At 68.9% G+C, this 17659-nt stretch carries 23 protein-coding genes; 12 read left to right on the top strand and 11 right to left on the bottom strand.

Annotated elements, in window-relative coordinates; translation table 11 throughout:
* Window positions 1-122: 122 nt before the first annotated feature.
* The 6 genes from purF to purC are packed head-to-tail and all read right to left on the bottom strand — an operon-like array spanning window position 123 to window position 6059.
* Entirely contained in the window at window positions 123-1514 is a 1392-nt protein-coding gene (purF, locus tag L1087_RS07940; RefSeq protein ID WP_234558403.1) for an amidophosphoribosyltransferase, read from the bottom strand.
* The gene (purL, locus tag L1087_RS07935; RefSeq protein ID WP_234558402.1) at window positions 1501-3705 is read right to left on the bottom strand and encodes a phosphoribosylformylglycinamidine synthase subunit PurL; all 2205 of its coding nucleotides are present in this window, start codon (window positions 3703-3705) and stop codon (window positions 1501-1503) included. The genes purF and purL overlap by 14 nt, the downstream gene beginning before the upstream one ends.
* Window positions 3705-4418: an HAD family hydrolase gene (locus L1087_RS07930; protein WP_234558401.1), complete on the bottom strand. Its 714-nt coding sequence runs from the start codon at window positions 4416-4418 to the stop codon at window positions 3705-3707. Before L1087_RS07930 ends, purL begins: the two co-directional genes overlap by 1 nt.
* The gene (gene purQ, locus L1087_RS07925) at window positions 4415-5098 is read right to left on the bottom strand and encodes a phosphoribosylformylglycinamidine synthase subunit PurQ (RefSeq protein WP_038047928.1); all 684 of its coding nucleotides are present in this window, start codon (window positions 5096-5098) and stop codon (window positions 4415-4417) included. The genes L1087_RS07930 and purQ overlap by 4 nt, the downstream gene beginning before the upstream one ends.
* Window positions 5095-5349 (bottom strand): phosphoribosylformylglycinamidine synthase subunit PurS, encoded by a 255-nt coding sequence (gene purS / locus L1087_RS07920; RefSeq protein ID WP_135259854.1) that lies wholly within the window; start codon window positions 5347-5349, stop codon window positions 5095-5097. The genes purQ and purS overlap by 4 nt, the downstream gene beginning before the upstream one ends.
* A gap of 2 nt (window positions 5350-5351) precedes the next feature.
* Window positions 5352-6059 carry a phosphoribosylaminoimidazolesuccinocarboxamide synthase gene (gene purC / locus L1087_RS07915; protein ID WP_234558400.1) on the bottom strand — a complete coding sequence of 236 codons (708 nt, stop codon included), beginning with the start codon at window positions 6057-6059 and terminating at the stop codon, window positions 5352-5354.
* Window positions 6060-6126: 67 nt separating this feature from the next.
* On the opposite strand from purC, the gene L1087_RS07910 reads away from it, so the two are divergent.
* On the top strand, window positions 6127-6294 hold the full coding sequence (locus tag L1087_RS07910) for a hypothetical protein (RefSeq protein ID WP_234558399.1): 168 nt from the start codon (window positions 6127-6129) through the stop codon (window positions 6292-6294).
* Window positions 6295-6298: 4 nt separating this feature from the next.
* Here the strand turns inward: L1087_RS07910 and purB are convergent, their stop codons facing one another.
* From purB to L1087_RS07895, 3 genes are read right to left on the bottom strand one after another with little or no spacing between them, the layout of a single operon-like run.
* Entirely contained in the window at window positions 6299-7609 is a 1311-nt protein-coding gene (purB, locus tag L1087_RS07905) for an adenylosuccinate lyase (protein WP_234558398.1), read from the bottom strand.
* Between the two features lie 12 nt (window positions 7610-7621).
* Entirely contained in the window at window positions 7622-8200 is a 579-nt protein-coding gene (locus L1087_RS07900) for an intradiol ring-cleavage dioxygenase (protein WP_135259851.1), read from the bottom strand.
* Entirely contained in the window at window positions 8197-8757 is a 561-nt protein-coding gene (locus L1087_RS07895; RefSeq protein WP_038041345.1) for a YceI family protein, read from the bottom strand. Before L1087_RS07895 ends, L1087_RS07900 begins: the two co-directional genes overlap by 4 nt.
* An 84-nt stretch (window positions 8758-8841) precedes the next feature.
* On the opposite strand from L1087_RS07895, the gene L1087_RS07890 reads away from it, so the two are divergent.
* The 11 genes from L1087_RS07890 (at window position 8842) to L1087_RS07840 (ending at window position 15605) form a co-directional block, all read left to right on the top strand.
* Window positions 8842-9501, top strand: a complete 660-nt coding sequence (locus tag L1087_RS07890) for an HAD family hydrolase (protein WP_135259850.1) — start codon at window positions 8842-8844, stop codon at window positions 9499-9501.
* A complete protein-coding gene (locus L1087_RS07885; protein ID WP_038041348.1) occupies window positions 9498-9863 on the top strand; it encodes a carboxymuconolactone decarboxylase family protein in 366 nt (121 codons plus the stop codon). Before L1087_RS07890 ends, L1087_RS07885 begins: the two co-directional genes overlap by 4 nt.
* On the top strand, window positions 9835-10509 hold the full coding sequence (locus L1087_RS07880; protein ID WP_234558396.1) for a uroporphyrinogen-III synthase: 675 nt from the start codon (window positions 9835-9837) through the stop codon (window positions 10507-10509). Before L1087_RS07885 ends, L1087_RS07880 begins: the two co-directional genes overlap by 29 nt.
* Window positions 10510-10580: 71 nt before the next feature.
* A complete protein-coding gene (gene hemA / locus L1087_RS07875; RefSeq protein WP_234558395.1) occupies window positions 10581-11756 on the top strand; it encodes a glutamyl-tRNA reductase in 1176 nt (391 codons plus the stop codon).
* Window positions 11753-12505, top strand: coding sequence for a cytochrome c biogenesis protein CcsA (gene ccsA, locus L1087_RS07870; RefSeq protein WP_234558394.1), 753 nt, complete (start codon window positions 11753-11755; stop codon window positions 12503-12505). The genes hemA and ccsA overlap by 4 nt, the downstream gene beginning before the upstream one ends.
* A gap of 66 nt (window positions 12506-12571) precedes the next feature.
* The gene (locus L1087_RS07865; RefSeq protein ID WP_234558393.1) at window positions 12572-12772 is read left to right on the top strand and encodes a hypothetical protein; all 201 of its coding nucleotides are present in this window, start codon (window positions 12572-12574) and stop codon (window positions 12770-12772) included.
* A complete protein-coding gene (locus L1087_RS07860) occupies window positions 12762-13433 on the top strand; it encodes an SHOCT-like domain-containing protein (protein WP_234558392.1) in 672 nt (223 codons plus the stop codon). Before L1087_RS07865 ends, L1087_RS07860 begins: the two co-directional genes overlap by 11 nt.
* A gap of 1 nt (window position 13434) precedes the next feature.
* Window positions 13435-13806 (top strand): DUF2089 domain-containing protein, encoded by a 372-nt coding sequence (locus tag L1087_RS07855; protein WP_234558391.1) that lies wholly within the window; start codon window positions 13435-13437, stop codon window positions 13804-13806.
* Window positions 13803-14072: a hypothetical protein gene (locus L1087_RS07850; protein ID WP_234558390.1), complete on the top strand. Its 270-nt coding sequence runs from the start codon at window positions 13803-13805 to the stop codon at window positions 14070-14072. The genes L1087_RS07855 and L1087_RS07850 overlap by 4 nt, the downstream gene beginning before the upstream one ends.
* On the top strand, window positions 14059-15243 hold the full coding sequence (locus L1087_RS07845; RefSeq protein WP_234558388.1) for an MFS transporter: 1185 nt from the start codon (window positions 14059-14061) through the stop codon (window positions 15241-15243). The genes L1087_RS07850 and L1087_RS07845 overlap by 14 nt, the downstream gene beginning before the upstream one ends.
* A 2-nt stretch (window positions 15244-15245) precedes the next feature.
* Window positions 15246-15605 carry a DUF2089 domain-containing protein gene (locus L1087_RS07840; protein ID WP_234558442.1) on the top strand — a complete coding sequence of 120 codons (360 nt, stop codon included), beginning with the start codon at window positions 15246-15248 and terminating at the stop codon, window positions 15603-15605.
* Here the strand turns inward: L1087_RS07840 and L1087_RS07835 are convergent.
* Complete coding sequence (locus L1087_RS07835; RefSeq protein ID WP_234558386.1) at window positions 15559-16965, bottom strand: sensor histidine kinase; 1407 nt, start codon at window positions 16963-16965, stop codon at window positions 15559-15561. The two genes, L1087_RS07840 and L1087_RS07835, sit on opposite strands and share 47 nt — an antisense overlap.
* Before the next feature lie 9 nt (window positions 16966-16974).
* Entirely contained in the window at window positions 16975-17649 is a 675-nt protein-coding gene (locus L1087_RS07830) for a response regulator transcription factor (protein ID WP_135259841.1), read from the bottom strand.
* Window positions 17650-17659: the final 10 nt, after the last annotated feature.

The following is a 17659-nucleotide window of genomic DNA, read 5'->3' as shown; positions in this document are numbered from 1 at the left end:
TACCCCGTCGTGGCTTGCGCCACGACAGGGGCCCCAAAGAGGCCATGAGCACGCCACTTTGGCTTTGGCCGGTGGGGCAACCTTTGCGTGCGGGTACTTAGGGTGGGGATTAGGGATAGGGCCTAGAGAATTTCCAAGGCCAGTTTTTCCCCCTCCACGGGCACCCCGGCCGGGTAGTGCCCGTTAAAGCAGGCCAGGCACACGGGTCCCCCAATGGCCCGTTTGACTCCTTCCTCCGAGAGGAAGGCCAGGGTATCCGCCCCGATGAAGGCCCGGATCTCCTCCACGCTCTTCTCGGCGGCGATGAGCTCCTTGCGGGCGGCGGTGTCGATGCCGTAGTAGCAGGGAAACCGGATGGGGGGGCTGGAAACCCGGAAGTGGACTTCCCGGGCCCCTGCTTCCTTCAGCATGGCCACGATGTGGCGGCTGGTGGTGCCCCGCACGATGGAGTCGTCGATGAGCACCACCCGCCGGCCCCGCACCGCCGAGGTGGGGGAAAGCTTCAAGCGGGTCTTGAGGTCCCTTAGCGCCTGGGTGGGCTGGATGAAGGTGCGGCCCGCATAGGGGTTCTTGTAAAGGCCGTACTCCAGGGGAAGGCCGCTAGCCTTGGCGTAGCCCACCGCCGCCCCGATGCCCGAGTCCGGCACCGGCACCACGATGTCGGCCTCTGCCGGGGCCTCCCGGAAGAGCTCCATGCCCATGCGCACCCGGGCCTCGTAGGCCTCCACCCCGTCCAGGAGGCTATCGGGCCTGGCGAAGTAGATCCACTCAAAGGCGCAAGGGGCCGGGTTGGGGGGAAGGGCCTGGAGGCTTTTCAGCTCGCCTTCCTCCACCCAGACCACCTCTCCCGGGCGCACATCCCGGAGGTAGCGGGCCCCCATGAGCTCGAGGGCCGGGGGCTCGGAGGCGAAGGCGTAGCCTTTTGGGAGCTTCCCGATGGCCAGGGGCCGCACCCCATGGGGGTCCCGGAGGGCCACCACGGTCCTGCGGTCCATGAGGAGGATGGAATACCCTCCTTCCAGGGTCTTCATGGCCTCGGCGGCCGCCTCGGGGAGGGATAGGTGGCCCAAGCGGGCGAGGAGGAGGAGCATCACCTCGGTGTCCGAGGTGCTCTGGAAGGTGGCCCCCTCCAGGAGGAGGCGGTCCCGGAGGGGCTTGGCGTTGGTGAAGTTGCCGTTGTGGGCGATGGCCAGAACCCCGTGGGCGGTGCGGGCGGTGAGGGGTTGGGCGTTGAAGCGGAGGTTGGAGCCGGTGGTGGAGTAGCGGGTGTGGGCCAGGCCCATCCGGGCTTCCCCCAGGCGCAGGCGGGCTAAGCGCTCCTCCGTAAAAACCTGGTTGACTAGGCCCAGATCCTTCTCCACCAAAAACTCCTTCCCGTCCGATACGGCCATTCCTGCTGCCTCCTGCCCCCGGTGCTGGAGGGCGAGAAGGCCCAGATGGAGTAGCCCCGCCGCGTCCAGGGGTTCTTCGCTCCAAAGCCCCAAGACCCCGCACTCTTCCCTAGGCTTGTCCATCCAGTACCTCCCTCAGGGGCCGCTTCCAGGCGGCGAGGAGTTCCTGCACCCCCCACTCTAGCACCCCATCTGGGGTGAGGACCGTGAGGGTATTCCCCCCGGTTTCGCCCAGGACCCGGTGGGGGAGGCCGAGCTCCTCCAGGCGGAGGGTGGCCTCCTGGAGGTTCTCCTTGGCCACGGTGAATAGGATCCGACTCGGCGCTTCGCCGAAGAGGGTGGCAAGCTGGCCTGATGGCTGATCGAGGCCCCGGGGGCGCACCTCCACCGTGGCCCCCAGGCCGTAGGGGAAGGTCATCTCCGCCAGGGCCACCAGGAGGCCCCCCTCTGCCAGGTCGTGGGCGGTCTGGGTGAGGCCTAAGGCGATGAGCTCGCGGATGGCCTCCTGCACCCGGCGCTCCCGCTCCAGGTCCAAAGGGGGCGGGTGGCCCAGCTCCTGCCCGGTGAGGAGGTGGAGCACCTCGCTTCCCCCAAGCTCCCCCGCCTCCTCCCCGATGAGGACGATGGCTTCCCCAGGGCGCCTAAAGCCCATCTCCGCCCGCTTCCTGATGTCCAAGACCCCCACCACCCCCACCATGGCCGTGGGGGGGATGCGCCGCCCGCCGCTTTCGTTGTAGAGGGAGACGTTCCCGGAGACCACCGGCACCCCCAGGGCCTCGCTCGCCTCCCGGAGGCCGGCGATGGTCTCCTGGAGCTCAAAATAGCCCTCCGGGGTTTCTGGGCTTCCCAGGTTGAGGCCGTCGGTGTAGGCGAGAGGCCTCCCCCCCACCACGCTCACGTTGCGGCAGGCCTCCGCCAGGGCGTGCATGGCCCCAAGCCGGGGGTGGAGGCGGCTGTAGCGGGGGTTGTGGTCCACCTTGGCGGCGATGCCCAGGTTTGTGCCCTTCACCCACAAGACCGCCGCGTCCCCCTTGCCTGGGACCAGAGCGGTGCGGGTGCCCACCTGGTGGTCGTAGCGCTCGTAGACCGCCTCCCGGCTGGCGAGGTTGGGGGAGGCCAGGAGCCTGGGGAGGACCTCCTGGGGGTCGGCCTCCAGGGGGGGCAGGGGGGTTTCCCGAAGCCTCCTGATCTCCGGGTCCTCCCGCCCCACCCGCACGTAGGTGGGGGCTTCCGCCAGGGCCTCCGTGGGCACCTCGGCCACCACCTCCCCCCGGAAGAGGACGCGGAAGACCCTCTCGGGGATGGTCTTGGCCACGGGCACGCAGTCCAGGCCCCAGCGCTGGAAGACCGCCTCCAGCTCCTTCTCCTTCCCCTCCTTGGGCACCAGGACCATGCGCTCCTGGCTTTCCGAGAGGAGGAGCTCGATGGGCCCCATCCCTGCCTCCCGGGTGGGGACCTGGTCCAGGTGGAGCTCCACCCCCAGGCCCGACTTGTGGGCGAGCTCCGAGAGGCTACTGGTGAGCCCCGCTGCCCCCATGTCCTGCACGCCCTCCACCAGGTCCCGCTCGATGGCCTCGAGGGTAGCCTCCATGAGGAGCTTCCCCAGGAAGGGGTCCCCCACCTGCACCGCCGGGCGGTCCTCCTCCTTGTCCTCGGCGAGCTCCCGGCTGGCGAAGGCCGCCCCCCCGATCCCGTCCCGCCCGGTCTTGGCCCCGGCGTAGTAGATGGGCCGCCCCAGGGAGGCCCGGCTCCGCCTCAGGTGCTCCTCCCGGAGAAGGCCAATGCACATGGCGTTCACCAGGGGGTTTTCCCGGTAGCCCTCGTGGAAGTAGAGGTCCCCGCCCACCGTGGGCACCCCGATGGCGTTGCCGTAGTGGGCGATGCCGGAGACCACCCCCTTGAGGAGGTAGCGGCTACGGGCCTCCTCCGGGGGGCCAAAGCGCAGGGAGTCCAGGAGGGCGATGGGACGGGCCCCCATGCTCATGATGTCCCGGAGGATCCCCCCCACCCCGGTGGCCGCCCCCTGGAAGGGCTCCACCGCCGAGGGGTGGTTGTGGCTCTCGATCTTGAAGGCCACCGCCCACCCCTCCCCGAGGCGCACCACGCCCGCGTTCTCCCCGGGCCCCTGGAGGACCGCCTCCCCCTCCTTGGGGAGCTCCTTCAGGAGGGGGCGGGAGTTCTTGTAGGCGCAGTGCTCGCTCCACATCACCTTGAAGAGGAAGAGCTCCACCCGGTTGGGCTCCCGCCCGAGCCGCTTTTGGATCTCCCGGTACTCCTCCTCGGGGATGCCGATTTCCTTGGCGAAGGCTTCCATCACTCCAGAAGGGGTAGGAGCTCGCGGTGGTCCCGCACCTTGGCCGTGGGCTTCACCTCCCCGTTCACCTCCCGGTGGCCCACGTACTGCACCGCCCAGGGGTAGCCCGTGGCGAAAGCCCCCCGGATGTCCGTCTGGGGCAGGTCGCCCACGTGCAGGGCCTCCTCCGGGGCCACCCCCAGGGCCTCGAGAGCCGCCCTGAAGGCCTCGGGCTTGGGCTTCACGAACCCCGTCTCGTCGGAGAAGCTGTAGGCTTGGAACACGTCCAGGCCCTGCCGCCTCAGGTGCTCCCGTAGGAGGCGGCCCGGGGTCATGCCGGTGTCGGAGACCAGGCCCAGGGGGTACTTCTTGGCCAGTTCCTTCAGCACCCTTACCCCAGGGAGGGGTTTGAGGTCGGCCAGGAGGGAGCTTTCCTCCAGCTTCCTGGCGGTAAGGGCGATGAGCCCGGGGTCGTGGGGGGCTCCCAGGAGGGCGAAGATGCGGGCCACCCGGTCGTAGACGCTCATGTGCTCCCCCGCCTTCCAAGCCTCCTCAAAGGCCAGGGTGGCCTGGCGGTAGGCCTCCCGCACCTCGTGCTCCTCCGCGGGGTGCCCCGCTTCGGAGAGGGCGTCCAGGAGGATTTCGTACCGGGCGGGCATGACCCTTTCCAAAAACGCTTCCCCCTCGGTGAAGAGGGTGCCCCAGAAGTCAAAGGTGATGGCCTTGGGTTTCATCGCGCTACCTCCTCCACAAGCCCCAGAAAGAGGGGCAGTCCGTCGGTGCCGCCCAGGACCTCGTCCACCGCCCGCTCGGGGTGGGGCATCATGCCCAGGACGTTGCCCTTCTCGTTCACGATGCCGGCGATGTCGTTCAGGCTCCCGTTGGGGTTGTAGTCCCCTTCACCCCTTAGGGGGGCGTAGCGGAAGACCACCTGGCCTTCCCCTTCCAGCCTTTCCAGGGTTTCGGGGTCCGCGTAGTAGCGCCCTTCGGCGTGGGCGATGGGCAGGCGCAGGACCTGCCCCTTCCCATAACGCCGGGTGAAGGGGAGGTCGGTGCGCTCCACCCGCACCCCCACCTCCTTGCAGGTGAAGTGCAGGTTCAGGTTGGCCAGCAACGCCCCCGGCAAAAGCCCGGCCTCGGTGAGGACCTGGAAGCCGTTGCACACCCCGATGACCGGCCTCCCCTCCCGGGCGAAGCGGGCCACCTCCGCCATCACCGGGCTCTTGGCGGCCAAGGCCCCGGCCCTGAGGTAGTCCCCGTAGCTGAAGCCCCCGGGGAGGAAGACCCCGTCAAAGCCCTTTAGGCTTGTTTCCGTGTGCCACACGTACTCCGCCCTGAGGCCCGCCTTGGTGAGGGCGAAGCGGGCGTCCTCGTCGCAGTTGGAGCCGGGGAAGCGGACAATGGCCCACTTCATGAGAGTTCCTTTAAGGCCTCCAGGGTATAGACCTCCATCACCGGGTTGGCGAGGAGCTTCCCCATGGCCTTGGCTTTTTCCTCGGCCTGCAGGAGGTTCTCCGCCTGGAAGACCACCTCCAGGACCTTTCCTACCCGCACCTCTTCCACCGGGTGGCCGAGGCCCTTTAGGACGCCCTCCACCGCCCGGCCTTGCGGGTCCAGGATGCCCTCTTTCAGCTCGATGAGCAAGGTGGCTTGGTATCTCGGCATGGCTAGACCTTTTCGGGTTCGGAAAGAACGCGCCTGAGCACCTCCTGGTAAGCCTCCTCCACGCCCCCCAGGTCCTTGCGGAAGCGGTCTTTGTCCATGGGTTCCCCCGTCTTCTGGTCCCAAAGGCGCATGGTGTCGGGGGAGATCTCGTCGGCGAGGAGAATCTCCCCATTCCTTTTGCCGAACTCCAGCTTGAAGTCGATGAGGTCCAGGCCCCTTGGGGCGAAGAAGGCCCGAAGGAGCTCCCCCACCCTCAGGGTGGTGGCCTTCACCTGGGCGAGCTCCTCCTCCTCCGCCAGGCCCAGGGCCAAAATGGCCTCCGGGCAGATCAAGGGATCGCCCAGGGCGTCGCTTTTGAGGGAGAACTCCACCAGGGGGTTCTTCAAGGGGATGCCCTCCTGCACCCCGTAGCGCTTGGCGAAGCTCCCCGCCGCCCGGAAGCGGAGGATGACCTCGAGGGGGAGGATCTCCACCCTTAGGACCCGCATCTCCCGCTCGGAAAGCTCCTCCAGGAAGTGGGTCTTCACCCCGTGGCCCTCCAGGTAGCGGAAGAGGACGGCGGAAACCCTGTTGTTCACCACCCCCTTGCCCGGGATGAGGCCCCGCTTCTGGGCGTTGAAGGCGGTGGCCTCGTCCTTGAAGTAGACCCGTAAGGTGTCCTTCCCCTCGGGGTAGAGGATCTTGGCCTTGCCCTCGTAGAGCTTTTCCATGCGCCTCCTTAGGGACTCGGGTCCCGTCTGGCCTCTATTTTAGCCCAGGAGGGGCTACACTGAAGGCATGCCCTTGTCCCTGGACCTTCTACGCCCCATCGGGGAAAGGGAGCTTTGGCTCCTCTCGGAGCGCAATCCCGGCTATCAACTGGAGCTTTCGCCGGAAGGGAGGCTTTGGGTGAGTCCCACAGGAGGGCAAAGCGGCCGTCGCAGCCTTCAGCTGGCCTTGTGGTAGACCCCTAAAGGCCAAAGCGGGCGTAGATGGCGTCCACGTGCCTGAGGAAGGGTTCCGGGTCAAAGAGGGCTTTCAGGGCCTCCCCCTTCAAGGGGTTTTCTGGGTCTTCTTCCAGGAACGCCCGGAAATCCCGGCCCTCCTCCCAGCTCCGTAGCGCGTTGCGTTGCACGATGGCGTAGGCCTTATCCCGGGGAAGGCCCTTCTGAATGAGGGCGTTCAGCACCTGCTGGGAGTAGATGAGGCCGCGGGTGAGGTCCAGGTTGCGCTTGAGGTTTTCCTCAAAGACCACCAGGCCCGCCAGGATGCCCCTAAGCCGCCTCAGGGCGTAGTGGGCTGCGGTGGTGGCGTCGGGGAGGACGACGCGCTCCACGGAGGAGTGGGAGATGTCCCGCTCGTGCCAGAGGGCGATGTTTTCCAGGGCGGGCCCCAGGTAGCCCCGGAGAAGCCTGGCCATCCCCGTGAGGTTTTCCAGGCCCACGGGGTTTTTCTTGTGGGGCATGGAGGAGCTTCCCGTCTGCCCTTCGCGAAAGGGCTCTTGCACCTCCAGCACCTCGGTGCGCTGCAGGTGCCTTAGTTCCACCGCCACCCTTTCCAGGTTGCTTCCCAGGAGGGCCAGGGCGGCCAGCACCTCCCCGTGCCGGTCCCTAGGCACCACCTGGGTGGAAAGGGGTTCGGGCCTTAGGCCGAGCCGCCTCGCCACGTGGGCCTCCACCTCTGGGGGCACGTGGGCGTAGTTCCCCACGGAGCCCGAGAGCATGGCCACCCCGATGGTTTCCTGGGCCCGCCTTAGCCTTTCCTCGTCCCTCCCGAAGGCGGCGTAAAAGCTCAGGAAGCGGAGGCCGAAACTGGTGGGTTCGGCGTGGACCCCGTGGGTGCGGGCGATGGCGGGGGTGCGGCGGTAGCGGAGGGCCAGGCGCTTGAGCTCCTCCTGCACCCCCCTAAGCTCCTCCAGGATCAGGTCCAGGGCCTGCACCAGGAGGGCGTTTTGGGCGGTGTCCACCACGTCGGAGCTGGTGAGGCCCAGGTGCAGGTACCGCCCCACCTCCTCGTCTCCCGTCCACTCCACCAGGGCCCGGGTGAAGGCCACGAGGTCGTGGCGGGTGATCTCCTCCAGCTCCGCCACCCGCTGGGCAAAGCCTTCGTCCAGGGGCTTTTCCTCAAGCCGCTTTAGGAGCCTGGCTGCCAGGCCCTTAGGCACCTGGCCCAGGGCCTCCCAGGCCTCGAGGGCGTAGGCCTCCACCAGGGCCCAGGTGCGGTAGCGGCTTTCCTCCGACCACAGCCGGGCCATTTCCTGGGTCTGGTAGCGGGGCACCATGCCCTAAGGGTACTAGAAGGGCAGGGTGAGGGCGAAGTCCGCCCGGTAGCCTTCCCCTTCCGGCCTTAGGTTAAGGAGCAGGTCCGCGCGAAAAATCCCGTCCTGGCGGTTGCCGATGCGGGGCATTCCCCTTTCCGCGTAAGGGGGTTGGGCGTAGACCTGGCGCTGGACTTCCTCGGGGAAGAAAAGCTGGGTGGCGAAGCTTCGGCCTCCTGCTTCCACCCTGAGGTGTAGGTGGGGGGTGCGGCTTGGGTACCAGCCGGGGAAGAGGGTGAGGAACTCCACCTGGCCCTGGTTGTCCGTGGGCTGCCAGCCCCGGCAGAAGACCCCGGGGGCGTTTACCCCCGAGTAGCGGCCCAGGGCGTCCGTGTGCCAGAGGTCCACCCGCACGCCCCCAAGGGGCCGGCAGGCGCGGTCCTGCACCCGGAGGGTAAGCCGAAGGGGGATCCCGGGGAGCCCTTCCCTCAGGTCCCTCCGCCGGGGTACTTCCCTAAGGTAGTAGGGCCCTTCCGTGAGGGCCGGGGTGGGCGGGCACTGGGCCTGGGCCAGGGGGAAGGAGAGGAGAAGCCCTAACAGGGTGCGCCGTTTCATTTTCGCCTCAAGCTGAGGTCCACCTCCAGCCGGATGCGGTTCTCCACGCTGAGGAGGATGGGCACCCGGGGCTGGGTGAGCTGGAACCGTTCAAAGGGGAACTCGGTCCTAAGCCGAACCTTCACCTCTTCCCCCGAAAACTCCGCCTCCCCTTCCCACACCACCTCCTGAGTCACGTCCCGGATGGTGAGGTCCCCCACCACCCGCACGGGGAACCTGCCCCTTTGGGGCAGGGGGTTGGGCAGGCCCTCCACCGCCTTGGGCCGGAAGGTGGCGGTGGGGAAGCGGTCCGTCTGCAGGGTGTTTTGCCTGAGGTAGTTGTCCCGCCGCTGCTGGTCGCTGCGGAGTTCCCGCAGGTCCACCACGAACTCCCCCGTGGCCCTGGTGCCCTGGAGGGCCACCTGCCCTTTTACCGCCTGGGTGGTGCCCACGGCGTCCGTGATGCCGATCTGGACCAGCTGTTCCCGCACCCGGTAGCGGGCTTCCCCGGAAACCACCTCAAAGCTTTGGGCCAGGCTGGGAACCAGCAATACCAGGGTCCATACAAGCCATCGCATGCCTTACCACCTCCTTTTGCTATAAAAACCATAGCAGGTTGAGGTTAGACACCCGTTAGAGAAGCCAGGGTATACACTGGGTTCATGACCCGGGCGGTGCTCTTTGACGTGGGCAACACCCTGATCCTGGCAAGTCCCCGCTACTGGCTCTTCCCCCTCCTGCAGGAACGGGGGCTCAGGCCCACCAGGGATCCCCGGGCGGCCGCCCTGGAGGCCTTCCGCTTTTACGAGGCGCACCACCTGGAGGCCCGCGACCTGGAAACGGCCCTCGGGCTTTGGCGGGAGTTCCACCGCCGGCTCCTGGTGGGGATGGGCCTCGAGGCCCACGCCGAGGCCCTGAGCGCAGAGCTCATCGCCCGCTGGCGCGACCCCCGGATCTGGCCCCTGGCCCCGGGGGCCGAGGCCACCCTGCGGGCCCTGAGGGAACGGGGCTACCCCCTGGCGGTGGTTTCCAACTGGGATGCCACCCTGCCTGAGATCCTGGAGGTGGTGGGCTTAAGACCTTACTTCCAGCACCTTTCGGTGAGCGCCCTTTCCGGGGTGGCCAAGCCCGACCCCAGGCTCTTCCAGGAGGCCCTTTCGGCCTTGGGGGTGGCCCCGGAGGAGGCGGTGCACGTGGGGGACTCGGAGGCGGACCTCCTGGGGGCCCGGGGGGCTGGGGTCAGGCCCCTGCTCTTCGACCCCTCGGGGGAGAACCCGGAGGCCCTCCACCGCCTGGAAGCGGTGCTAGACTACCTGCCATGAGCGTGCGGCGGGCCATCTGGGGGGAGAAGGAGGAGGCCATAGAGAGGTCCTTGCGGGAGGTGGACGAGGACCTCTTCCGCTACATCCGGGACTTCGCCTACGAGGAGGTCCTGGCCCGGCCAGGGCTGGACCTCAAAACCCGGGAACTCCTGGCCATCACCGCCCTGATCGCCCTGGGTAGCCCCAAGGAGTTGGCCACCCACCTGGAGGGGGCCTTGCGGGTGGGGGCCACCGAGGAGGAGGTGCGGGAGGCCATCCTGCAGTCCGCCCTCTTCCTGGGCTTCCCCCGGGCCTTGGCCGCCATGAAACTCTTCCACAAGGTGCTCAAGGGCCGTGGTGCTCCTCACGCGGGGGAAGGATAGGGCGCTTGTGGAAAGGCTCGCCGCCTCGGGCATAGAGGCGGCGGAGGTGGCCTTGTTGGAGCAGGTGGACCTGCCGGGCCTCGAGGCCCTTCCCGGAAAGCTCCTCCAGGCGGACTGGGTGGCGGTCACCTCCAAGGAGGGGGCTAGGAGGCTCCTTTGGGCCTGGGAAAGGGCGGGAAGGCCCCCCCTTAAGGTGGCGGCGGTGGGGGAGGGGACAGGGGAGGTCCTGCGGGCAGGGGGGCTCCCCCCGGCCTTTGTCCCGGGAAGGGCCACGGCCAAGGACTTGGCGGAAGCCTTCCCGGAGGCGGAGAGGGTGCTCTTTGTGGCTGGGGATCTGGCGGGGCGGGACCTGGAGGTGGGGCTCCGCAGGCGGGGCATCCCGGTGGAGCGCCTCGAGGTCTACGCCACCCGGGAGCGGGCCCTGGCCCCGGAAGAGGTAGCCCTTCTGGAGCGGGCGGAGGTGGTGGCCTTCTTTAGCCCCAGTGGGGTGAGGGCCTTCACCCGCTGGACCCCAAGGCGGCCCAAGGCGGCCTGCATCGGCCCCAGCACGGCGAAAGAGGCCAGGCGGCTGGGCTTTGCCGTGTGGGAGGCGGCGGATCCGGGCCTAGAAGGGCTTTTCCGTGCCATACTTCGGGCGTTCTCATAGGGCATTGGTTAAGGTTTAGCCCCTGAGGGGATTCTTGTCCCTACCCGGGTGGCCTATACTGTCGAAAGACTATGGCCCTACCCCTTTACCTGGTGGGCCTTTCCCACAAGACCGCCCCTGTGGAGGTGCGGGAGCGGGCGGCCCTGGACCCAGCGGTGGCCCTGCCGGCGGCCCTGCGCACCCTGGGCAGGGCGGTGGTGCTTTCCACCTGCAACCGCACGGAAATCTACGGGGTGGGAAGCCCTAAGGAGGCCAAAGCCCTCCTCCTTGCCCGGGGGGTGGAGGCCCACCACCTTTACCAGAAGGAGGGAATAGAGGTCCTGCGGCACCTCTTTCGGGTGGCGGCGGGCCTGGACTCCTTGGTGATGGGGGAGGCCCAGATCCTGGGCCAGGTGCGGGAGGCCCTCTTCTTGGCCCGCGAACACGGGGCCACGGAAAGCCTTTTGGAGAAGGCCTTCCAGTCCGCCATCGCCCTCGGCAAGCGGGCCCGGAGCGAGACGGGCATCGGGGCGGGGGCGGTGAGCGTGGCCTATGCCGCCTTGGACCTGGCCCTGGCGGTGTATGGGGACCTCACGGGGCTCGTGGTGGCCGTTTTGGGGGCGGGGGAGATGGCCGAGCTCTTCCTCACCCACCTGAAGGCCCAGGGGGTGGGCCGGGTCCTGGTGGTGAACCGCACCCCCGAAAGGGCCGAGGCCCTGGCGGAGCGCTTCGGCGGAGAGGCCTACCCCCTCACGGCCCTCCCCGAGGTCCTGCGCCAGGCGGATTTGGTGGTGGCCTCCGCCGCCGCGCCCCACTACCTGGTGCGCCCGGAGGACTTGCCCAAAAGGGCCAAGCCCCTCTTCCTCATCGACATCGCCCTACCCCGGAACATTCACCCTGGGGTGGGCAGGCTCCCCTACGCCTACCTCTACAACCTGGATGACCTGGAAAGGGTGGTGGAGAGGAACCTAAAGGCCCGCCAGGGCGAGGTGCCCAAGGTGGAGGCCCTCATCGAGGGGGCCCTGGGGGACTACCTGGAGTGGTACGCGGGCCACCGGGTGCGGGAGGCCATCCGGGCCCTGAAGGGCTGGGCGCACCGGGAGGTGGCCCGCGACCTCCCCCAGGCCGACCCCCTTACCCGGCACAAGGAGGCGGGCCGCCGGGCCCATCCCTGGATCCTTTCCCTTAAAACCCGGACCAAGGCCTTCCTCCAAGGCCCCCCCTGCCCCGAGGACTGCCCCCTCCTGGCCTTCCGCCCGCGGCCATGACCCTCCCCGCCCTCCTGGCCCTAGGGGGGGTGCTCCTCCTGGCCCTGGGGCTTTTCTGGCCTCGAGGCCTGGCCCTGGGGGCCGCTTTCTACCTGGGGGCCGCCCTGGCCGATGCCCTCGCCAAGGGGTTCTTCGCTGGGCCGGCCCAGCCCGCCCTGGTCCTGGGGGGGCTTCTGGCCCTGCGGGGGGAGACCCTCCTCCTCCGGCCAAGGCTTGCCCCCCTGCGCCGCTACTTGGTCCTCCTGGCCCTCCTCCTGGGCCTCTTCGCCCTTAAGGCCCTCCCCCACCCCGGGGGGGAGCTCCCCCCCCTCCTCACCCTGGTCCACGCGGGGGCCTTCCTGGTGGCCTACCTGGCCCTGGCGGTGGGGGTGGGGGCGGGGGTGATGTGCGCCCTGCAGGACCTGCGCCTCCGGGCTGCTCCGGAAAAGGCCCTGCTTTCCGCCCCCCTTTGGAGCCTGCGCCGCCTGGAGCAGGGCTACCTCAAGGTGGGCTACTTGGCCACCACCTTGGGCCTGGGAAGCGGCATGGCCTGGGCCTGGGGCTACTTCGGCAGCCCCCTGGCCCTGGACCCCAAGGAGGTCTCCGTTCTCCTGGCCTGGCTCCTCCTCACCGCCTATTTCCTCTTGGAGGAAAGGCTTCGGGGCTACCCGCGCATGGGGCTTCTCCTCCTGGCCTACGCCCTCCTCCTCTTCGCCTTTTTGGGGGCGCCCTTCCTGGGCTCTCGGCACCCCTCGAGGTTGGGTTTGTAGATTTGTCAGACTAAACTTGACAGATTATAAAGCCATGCCTTACACTCTGAGGTAAGGAGGTGAGGCATGGGCGGGTTTGGGCTGGACCTGGAGGCGGCCAAGGAGCGGCACCGGGAGCTCCTTGCGGAAGCCGAACGGGAGCGGCTTCTTCGGCCCCTTAGAACCCCTTGGCGGAGGCGGCTCGCCAGTTGGCTCCGCCTCTTGGCCGAATGGCTGGAGCCCAAGCCCGCGGGATGGGGTATGGAGGAGGTCCGGCATGGAGGATAAACGGCGCATCCTGGAGATGGTGCGGGAGGGGGTCCTCTCTCCCGAGGAAGCCCTGGAGCTTCTGGCGGTCCTCGAGGAGGGGCCAAGGCCGGAGGCGCCTGCGGCCTCCCCAGCCCCGGGCCATCCCCAGATCCGGATCCTGGCCACGGGGGCTAACCTGGAGGTGCGGGGGCTGGGGGGCTTGGCCGAGCCGGAGGCGGAGGGCGGTGCCCTCCTGCGGGAAGGGGAAGGCTACGTGTACCGCGTGGCCTTTGGCGAAGGGGCGCTCCGGGTGCCGGAGGGGGCGTGGGTGGTCTTGGAGGCCAAGGGGAGCAACGTGGAGCTTTCCCGAGTGGCCCTGAAGGGCCGGGCCCTGGGGGCCAACCTGGAGGGCGAGGCCCTGGTGGGGCTAGACCTGGAGGTGGTGGGAGGCAACCTGGAAGCAAGCCTCCTCCTCCGGGAAGGGGGGCACCGCCTCTCGGTCCGGGCGGGGAACGCTGAGCTCCGCTTCCTGCCGGGTTCGGACCTCCTTCTGGAGGCCCACGTGCGCTTGGGGCAGGTGGAGGCGGAGGGCCCTTGGCGCCGGGTGGCGGGCCCGGGAAGCTTCCGGGGCTTCCTGGGCGAGGGCCGGGCCCAGCTTACGGCCCGGGTGGTCATGGGCAACCTGGAACTGGAGGCCTGAGATGCAGGAGAAGCGGCGGGTGCTGGAGATGCTGAGGGCGGGGGAGATCGGGGTGGAGGAGGCCCTGGCCCTCCTGGAAGCAGTAGAGGGGCCCAAGCCCCTCACGAAGCCGGCGGCTAAGCTCTTGCGCGTGCGCATCCACGCCCAAGACAAGGGGAAGCCGGTGCGGGTGAACGTGAACCTTCCTTTGGCCCTGGCGGAGCTTCTGGAGAAGTTCCTGCCCGAGGAGGCCAAGCTGGCCCTGGCGGGCCGGGGGGTGAACCTTAAGGACCTCCTGGCCCTGGTGCGGGAGGGGGTGCCCGAGGGCAAATTGGTGGAGATCGAGGCTGAGGAGGAGGGCCACCCGGTGCAGGTCTTGGTGGAGGTGGTGTGAGGCGGCTTCCCCCCTTGCGCCCGAGGTTCCTCTACCTGGTGGTGCGGGGGCCTTTCCCCTGGCCCCTGCCCCTGGTGCTGCCCCTTTGTGCCCTGGAGTGGGCCCTATTCCTCGCCCTTTTCCTCCTGAAGACCCGGAGGTTCCTCCGGGGGGGCCCTGCCCTGGGGGTGCCCTTGGGGAGGGTTTTCGCCCTGAGGGGCCTCCCGCCCCTGCCCCTGGTGGAGGTGCGGGTAGGGGCCCTGGAGGTGCGCCTTGTTCTCCTCTAGCCACCCTTTGGGGATTCCCGCCTTCCGGCGGCTTTTCCTCTCCCGCCTCCTCACCAACCTGAGCCTCGGCTTCACCGAGGTGCCCCTCCTCTGGTGGGTCCTGGAGCGCACCGGTTCCCCCGCGGCCCCGGCCCAGCTGGCCCTGGTGGCCTCCTTGGGCCTGGTCCTGGCGGCCCCCTTGGGGGGGCTTCTGGCCGACCGGGGGAGCAAAAGGCAGCAGATCCTCCTCTCCCAAGGGGCGGACGTCCTCCTCCAGCTCCTCCTGGTCCTGGCGGTTCTCCGCGCCCTTCCCCTCCCCGGGGTCTACCTCCTGGTGGGGCTTTCCGCCCTGGTCACCGGGCTGCGCCTCCCGGCCCTGGCCGCCCTGCAGCCCCTTCTGGTACCCCGGGAGGCCTACCAGCAAGCCAACGCCGCGGTGAGCCTGGGGATCGCCTTCAGCGTGATGGCCTCCTTCGCCCTCGCGGGGGCGGCCACAGGGTTTTTGGGGGTGGCGGGAGCCCTCCTGCTGGGGGCGGCCCTCCTGGTCCTGGGCCTCCTCCCCGCCCTGGGGCTGCCCGACCCCCGGGCGGGGGGCCGGGAGGCGGGGAAGCGGGAGGGAGGGGTCCGGGAGGGCCTGGGGACCCTCCTCGGGGACCGCCCCCTCGCTTTTTTGGTGCTGGCGGCTTTCCTCATCAACCTGGTCCTGGCCCCCGTGGGCCCCCTCATGGCCCCCCTGGCCCAGGTCCTGGGGGCGGGGCCTGAGGGGTACGGGCTCCTCGGGGGCTCCCTCTTCCTGGGACAGCTCGGGGGCATGGTCTACCTCAACCTGCGCCCCGTGGCCCCCAGGGTCTTCCCCCTGGCCGCCCTGGCCCTGGGCCTGGGGGTGGGGGGGCTGGGCCTGGTGGAAAGCCTGCCCTGGGCCTTGGCCTCCTTGGGGCTTGCCGGGGGAGCGGCGGCCTTCCTGAACGTCCTGGCCCTGACCCTCCTCCAGGGGCGGGTGGAGCCTGGCAGGCTGGGCCGGGTTTCCGGCCTGGCCCAGGCCCTCACCCTGGGAGCCCAGCCCCTGGGCCTGGCCCTGGCCTCCCCCCTGCTGGCCCGGCTGGACCTGGGGGAGGTCTTCCTGCTGGCGGGGGGGCTGGTGGGGCTTCTGGCCTTGGGGTGGCTTTGGGTGTGGAAGGAGGTGCACCCATGACGATGCCCGTGCGCTGCCCGGCCTGCGAAGGCCCTTTGGGGGTGAAGGTCCTCTTCTGCCCCAGTTGCGGCACCGAGGTGCACGGCCAGTTCGCCCTGAACGAGTTCGCCCTGTTGTCCAAGGAGCACCTGGACTTCCTCAGGCTCTTCGTGCGGGCTCGGGGGAACCTGAAGGAGGTGGAGCGGATTCTGGGGGTTTCCTACCCCACGGTCCGGGCCCGGCTGGACGCTCTCCTCAAGGCCCTGGGCTACGAGGCGGAGGAGGAGAGGGGCGAGGAGCGCCTCGAGGTGCTGGAGGCCCTGCGGCGGGGGGAGATCACCGTGGAGGAGGCGGTGGCGCGGCTGAAGGGAGAGCGAAGCTGAAGGCCGTGCCCTGGCCCACCTCGCTTTCCACCCAGATCTCCCCCCCGTGGGCCTCGAGGATGGCCTTCACGATGGCGAGGCCCAGCCCCGACCCCCCCCGCTCCCGGTCCCGGGCCTTGTCCACCCGGTAGAAGCGCTCGAAGAGGTGGGGGAGGTGCTCCTGGGGGATGCCCTCCCCGTCGTCCTCCACCCGCACCACCACCTTCTCCCCCAGGTCAAAGGCCTTGAGCCGGATGCGCCGGGCCTTGGCCTTGAGGGCGTTGGACAGCAGGTTGGCCAGGACCTGGTGGAGCCGGTCCGGGTCGCCCCGCACCCAGAGCTCCGGGGGGGCCTCCACCTCGATCGTCCCCTCGAAGCTCTTGGCGAACTCTTCCCTGACCTCCTCCAGGAGGTCCAACACCCTCACGGGCACGGGCTCCACCCGCCAGGTGCCGCTCTGGGAGAGCTCCAGGAGGTCAGCGACCAGCTTCCCCATGCGCTCCGCCTCCCGCTTCACCACCTCCAGGCTCTCCCGCTGGGCCTGGGTGAGGGGGGTGCGGCGCAGGAGGTAGCCCACGTGCCCCAGGATGGCGGTGAGGGGGGTGCGGAGCTCGTGGGAGGCGTCCTGAAGGAAGCGGGTTTGGGCTTCAAAGGCCTTTTGCATGCGGGAGAGCATGCCGTTTAAGGCCCGTACCAAAGCCGCCACCTCGTCCTTCCCCTCTGGCTCGGGCAAGGCTTCGGGACGTTCGGAGATGGCCTCGGCCCGCCTTGCCACCCATTCCAAGGGCTCCAGGGCCCGGGCCACCAGGTTCCGGGCCAGGAGGATGGAGAGGAGAAGGACCAGGAGGGCCGTGCCCGCGTAGATGCGGGCAAACTGGGCCAGGGTGCTTTCCAGGCTGTCTTCCGGGCGCCCCACCAGGAGGAGCCCCTTCCACGTGGTGCCCGAGAGGTTCACCTCCACCCGGCGGGCGTAGACCAGAAGGCGCAGGGGCGGGCCTTCCCGGGGAAGCTCGGCGTGGGCCCAGACCTCTCCCTGCTTCAGGAGGGCGCGGTAGTCGGCCTCCTTCAGGAGGAGGCGCTGGCTCCCCAGGGCCGGGCTTTTCTGCAGGCTGATGCCCCCCTCCCTGGCCAAAAGGGCCGGGTCTTCCTCGGGGAGGAGCTGGAGCTCGGCGTAGAGGCCTGCGGGAAGCCCGGCTTCCAGGAGGGCCTGCCCTCCCAGGTTGAGGAGGCGCACCACCTGGTTGCTGGCCTCCAGAAGCTCCAGGCGCAGGTTGCGGTAGAGGAAGCTTCGGAGAAGGCCCTCGAGGGCCAGCCCCAAAACCAGCAGGGTGGCGAGGAGGAGGCCTGCGGTGAGGAGGGTGATGCGGGTGCGCAGGGTCATGGAGGGGGCTTAGTCCTCCCGGAGCACGTAGCCCACCCCCCGCACCGTGTGGATGAGGCGCCTTTCCCCCGCGGCCTCCAGCTTCTTGCGCAGGTAGCCGATGTACACGTCCACCACGTTGCTCCCGCCCTGGTAGCCGGGCCAGACCTTCTCCTCGATCTCGTAGCGGCTGAAGACCTTGCCCGGGTTCTTGGCCAGGAGCTCCAGGAGCTCAAACTCCTTGTTGGAAAGCTCGATGCGCCGCCCAGAGCGGAAGACCTCCCGGCCCTCGAGGTTGATGATGAGGTCCGCCACCCGGATCTCCCCGGTGATGGCCGGGCTCACCCGGCGCAGGTGGGCCCGCACCCGGGCCAGGAGCTCCTCTATGGAGAAGGGCTTCACCAGGTAGTCGTCCGCCCCCGCGTCCAGGCCCTCCACCTTGTCCTCGATGCGGTCCTTGGCGGTGAGGATCAGGATGGGCACGTTGGAGGTCTTGCGGATGCGCTTCGCCACCTCGATCCCGTCCATGACGGGGAGCATCAGGTCCAGGATCACCAGGTTGGGGTTCACCTCCCGGAAGCGGGAAAGCCCGGTGATGCCGTCGTGGGCCACCTCGGTGCGGTAGCCCTCCGCCTGCAGTTCCAGCTCGATGAAGCGGGCGATGTCCTTCTCGTCCTCCACGATCAGGATCAGGGGGGGTTCCATACCCCCCAGG

Source organism: Thermus tengchongensis (genome assembly GCF_021462405.1).
GTDB classification, from domain to species: Bacteria; Deinococcota; Deinococci; order Deinococcales; family Thermaceae; genus Thermus; species Thermus tengchongensis.
Note: the sequence above shows the minus strand (reverse complement) of the source record. Positions and strands in the feature narration are given on the sequence as shown.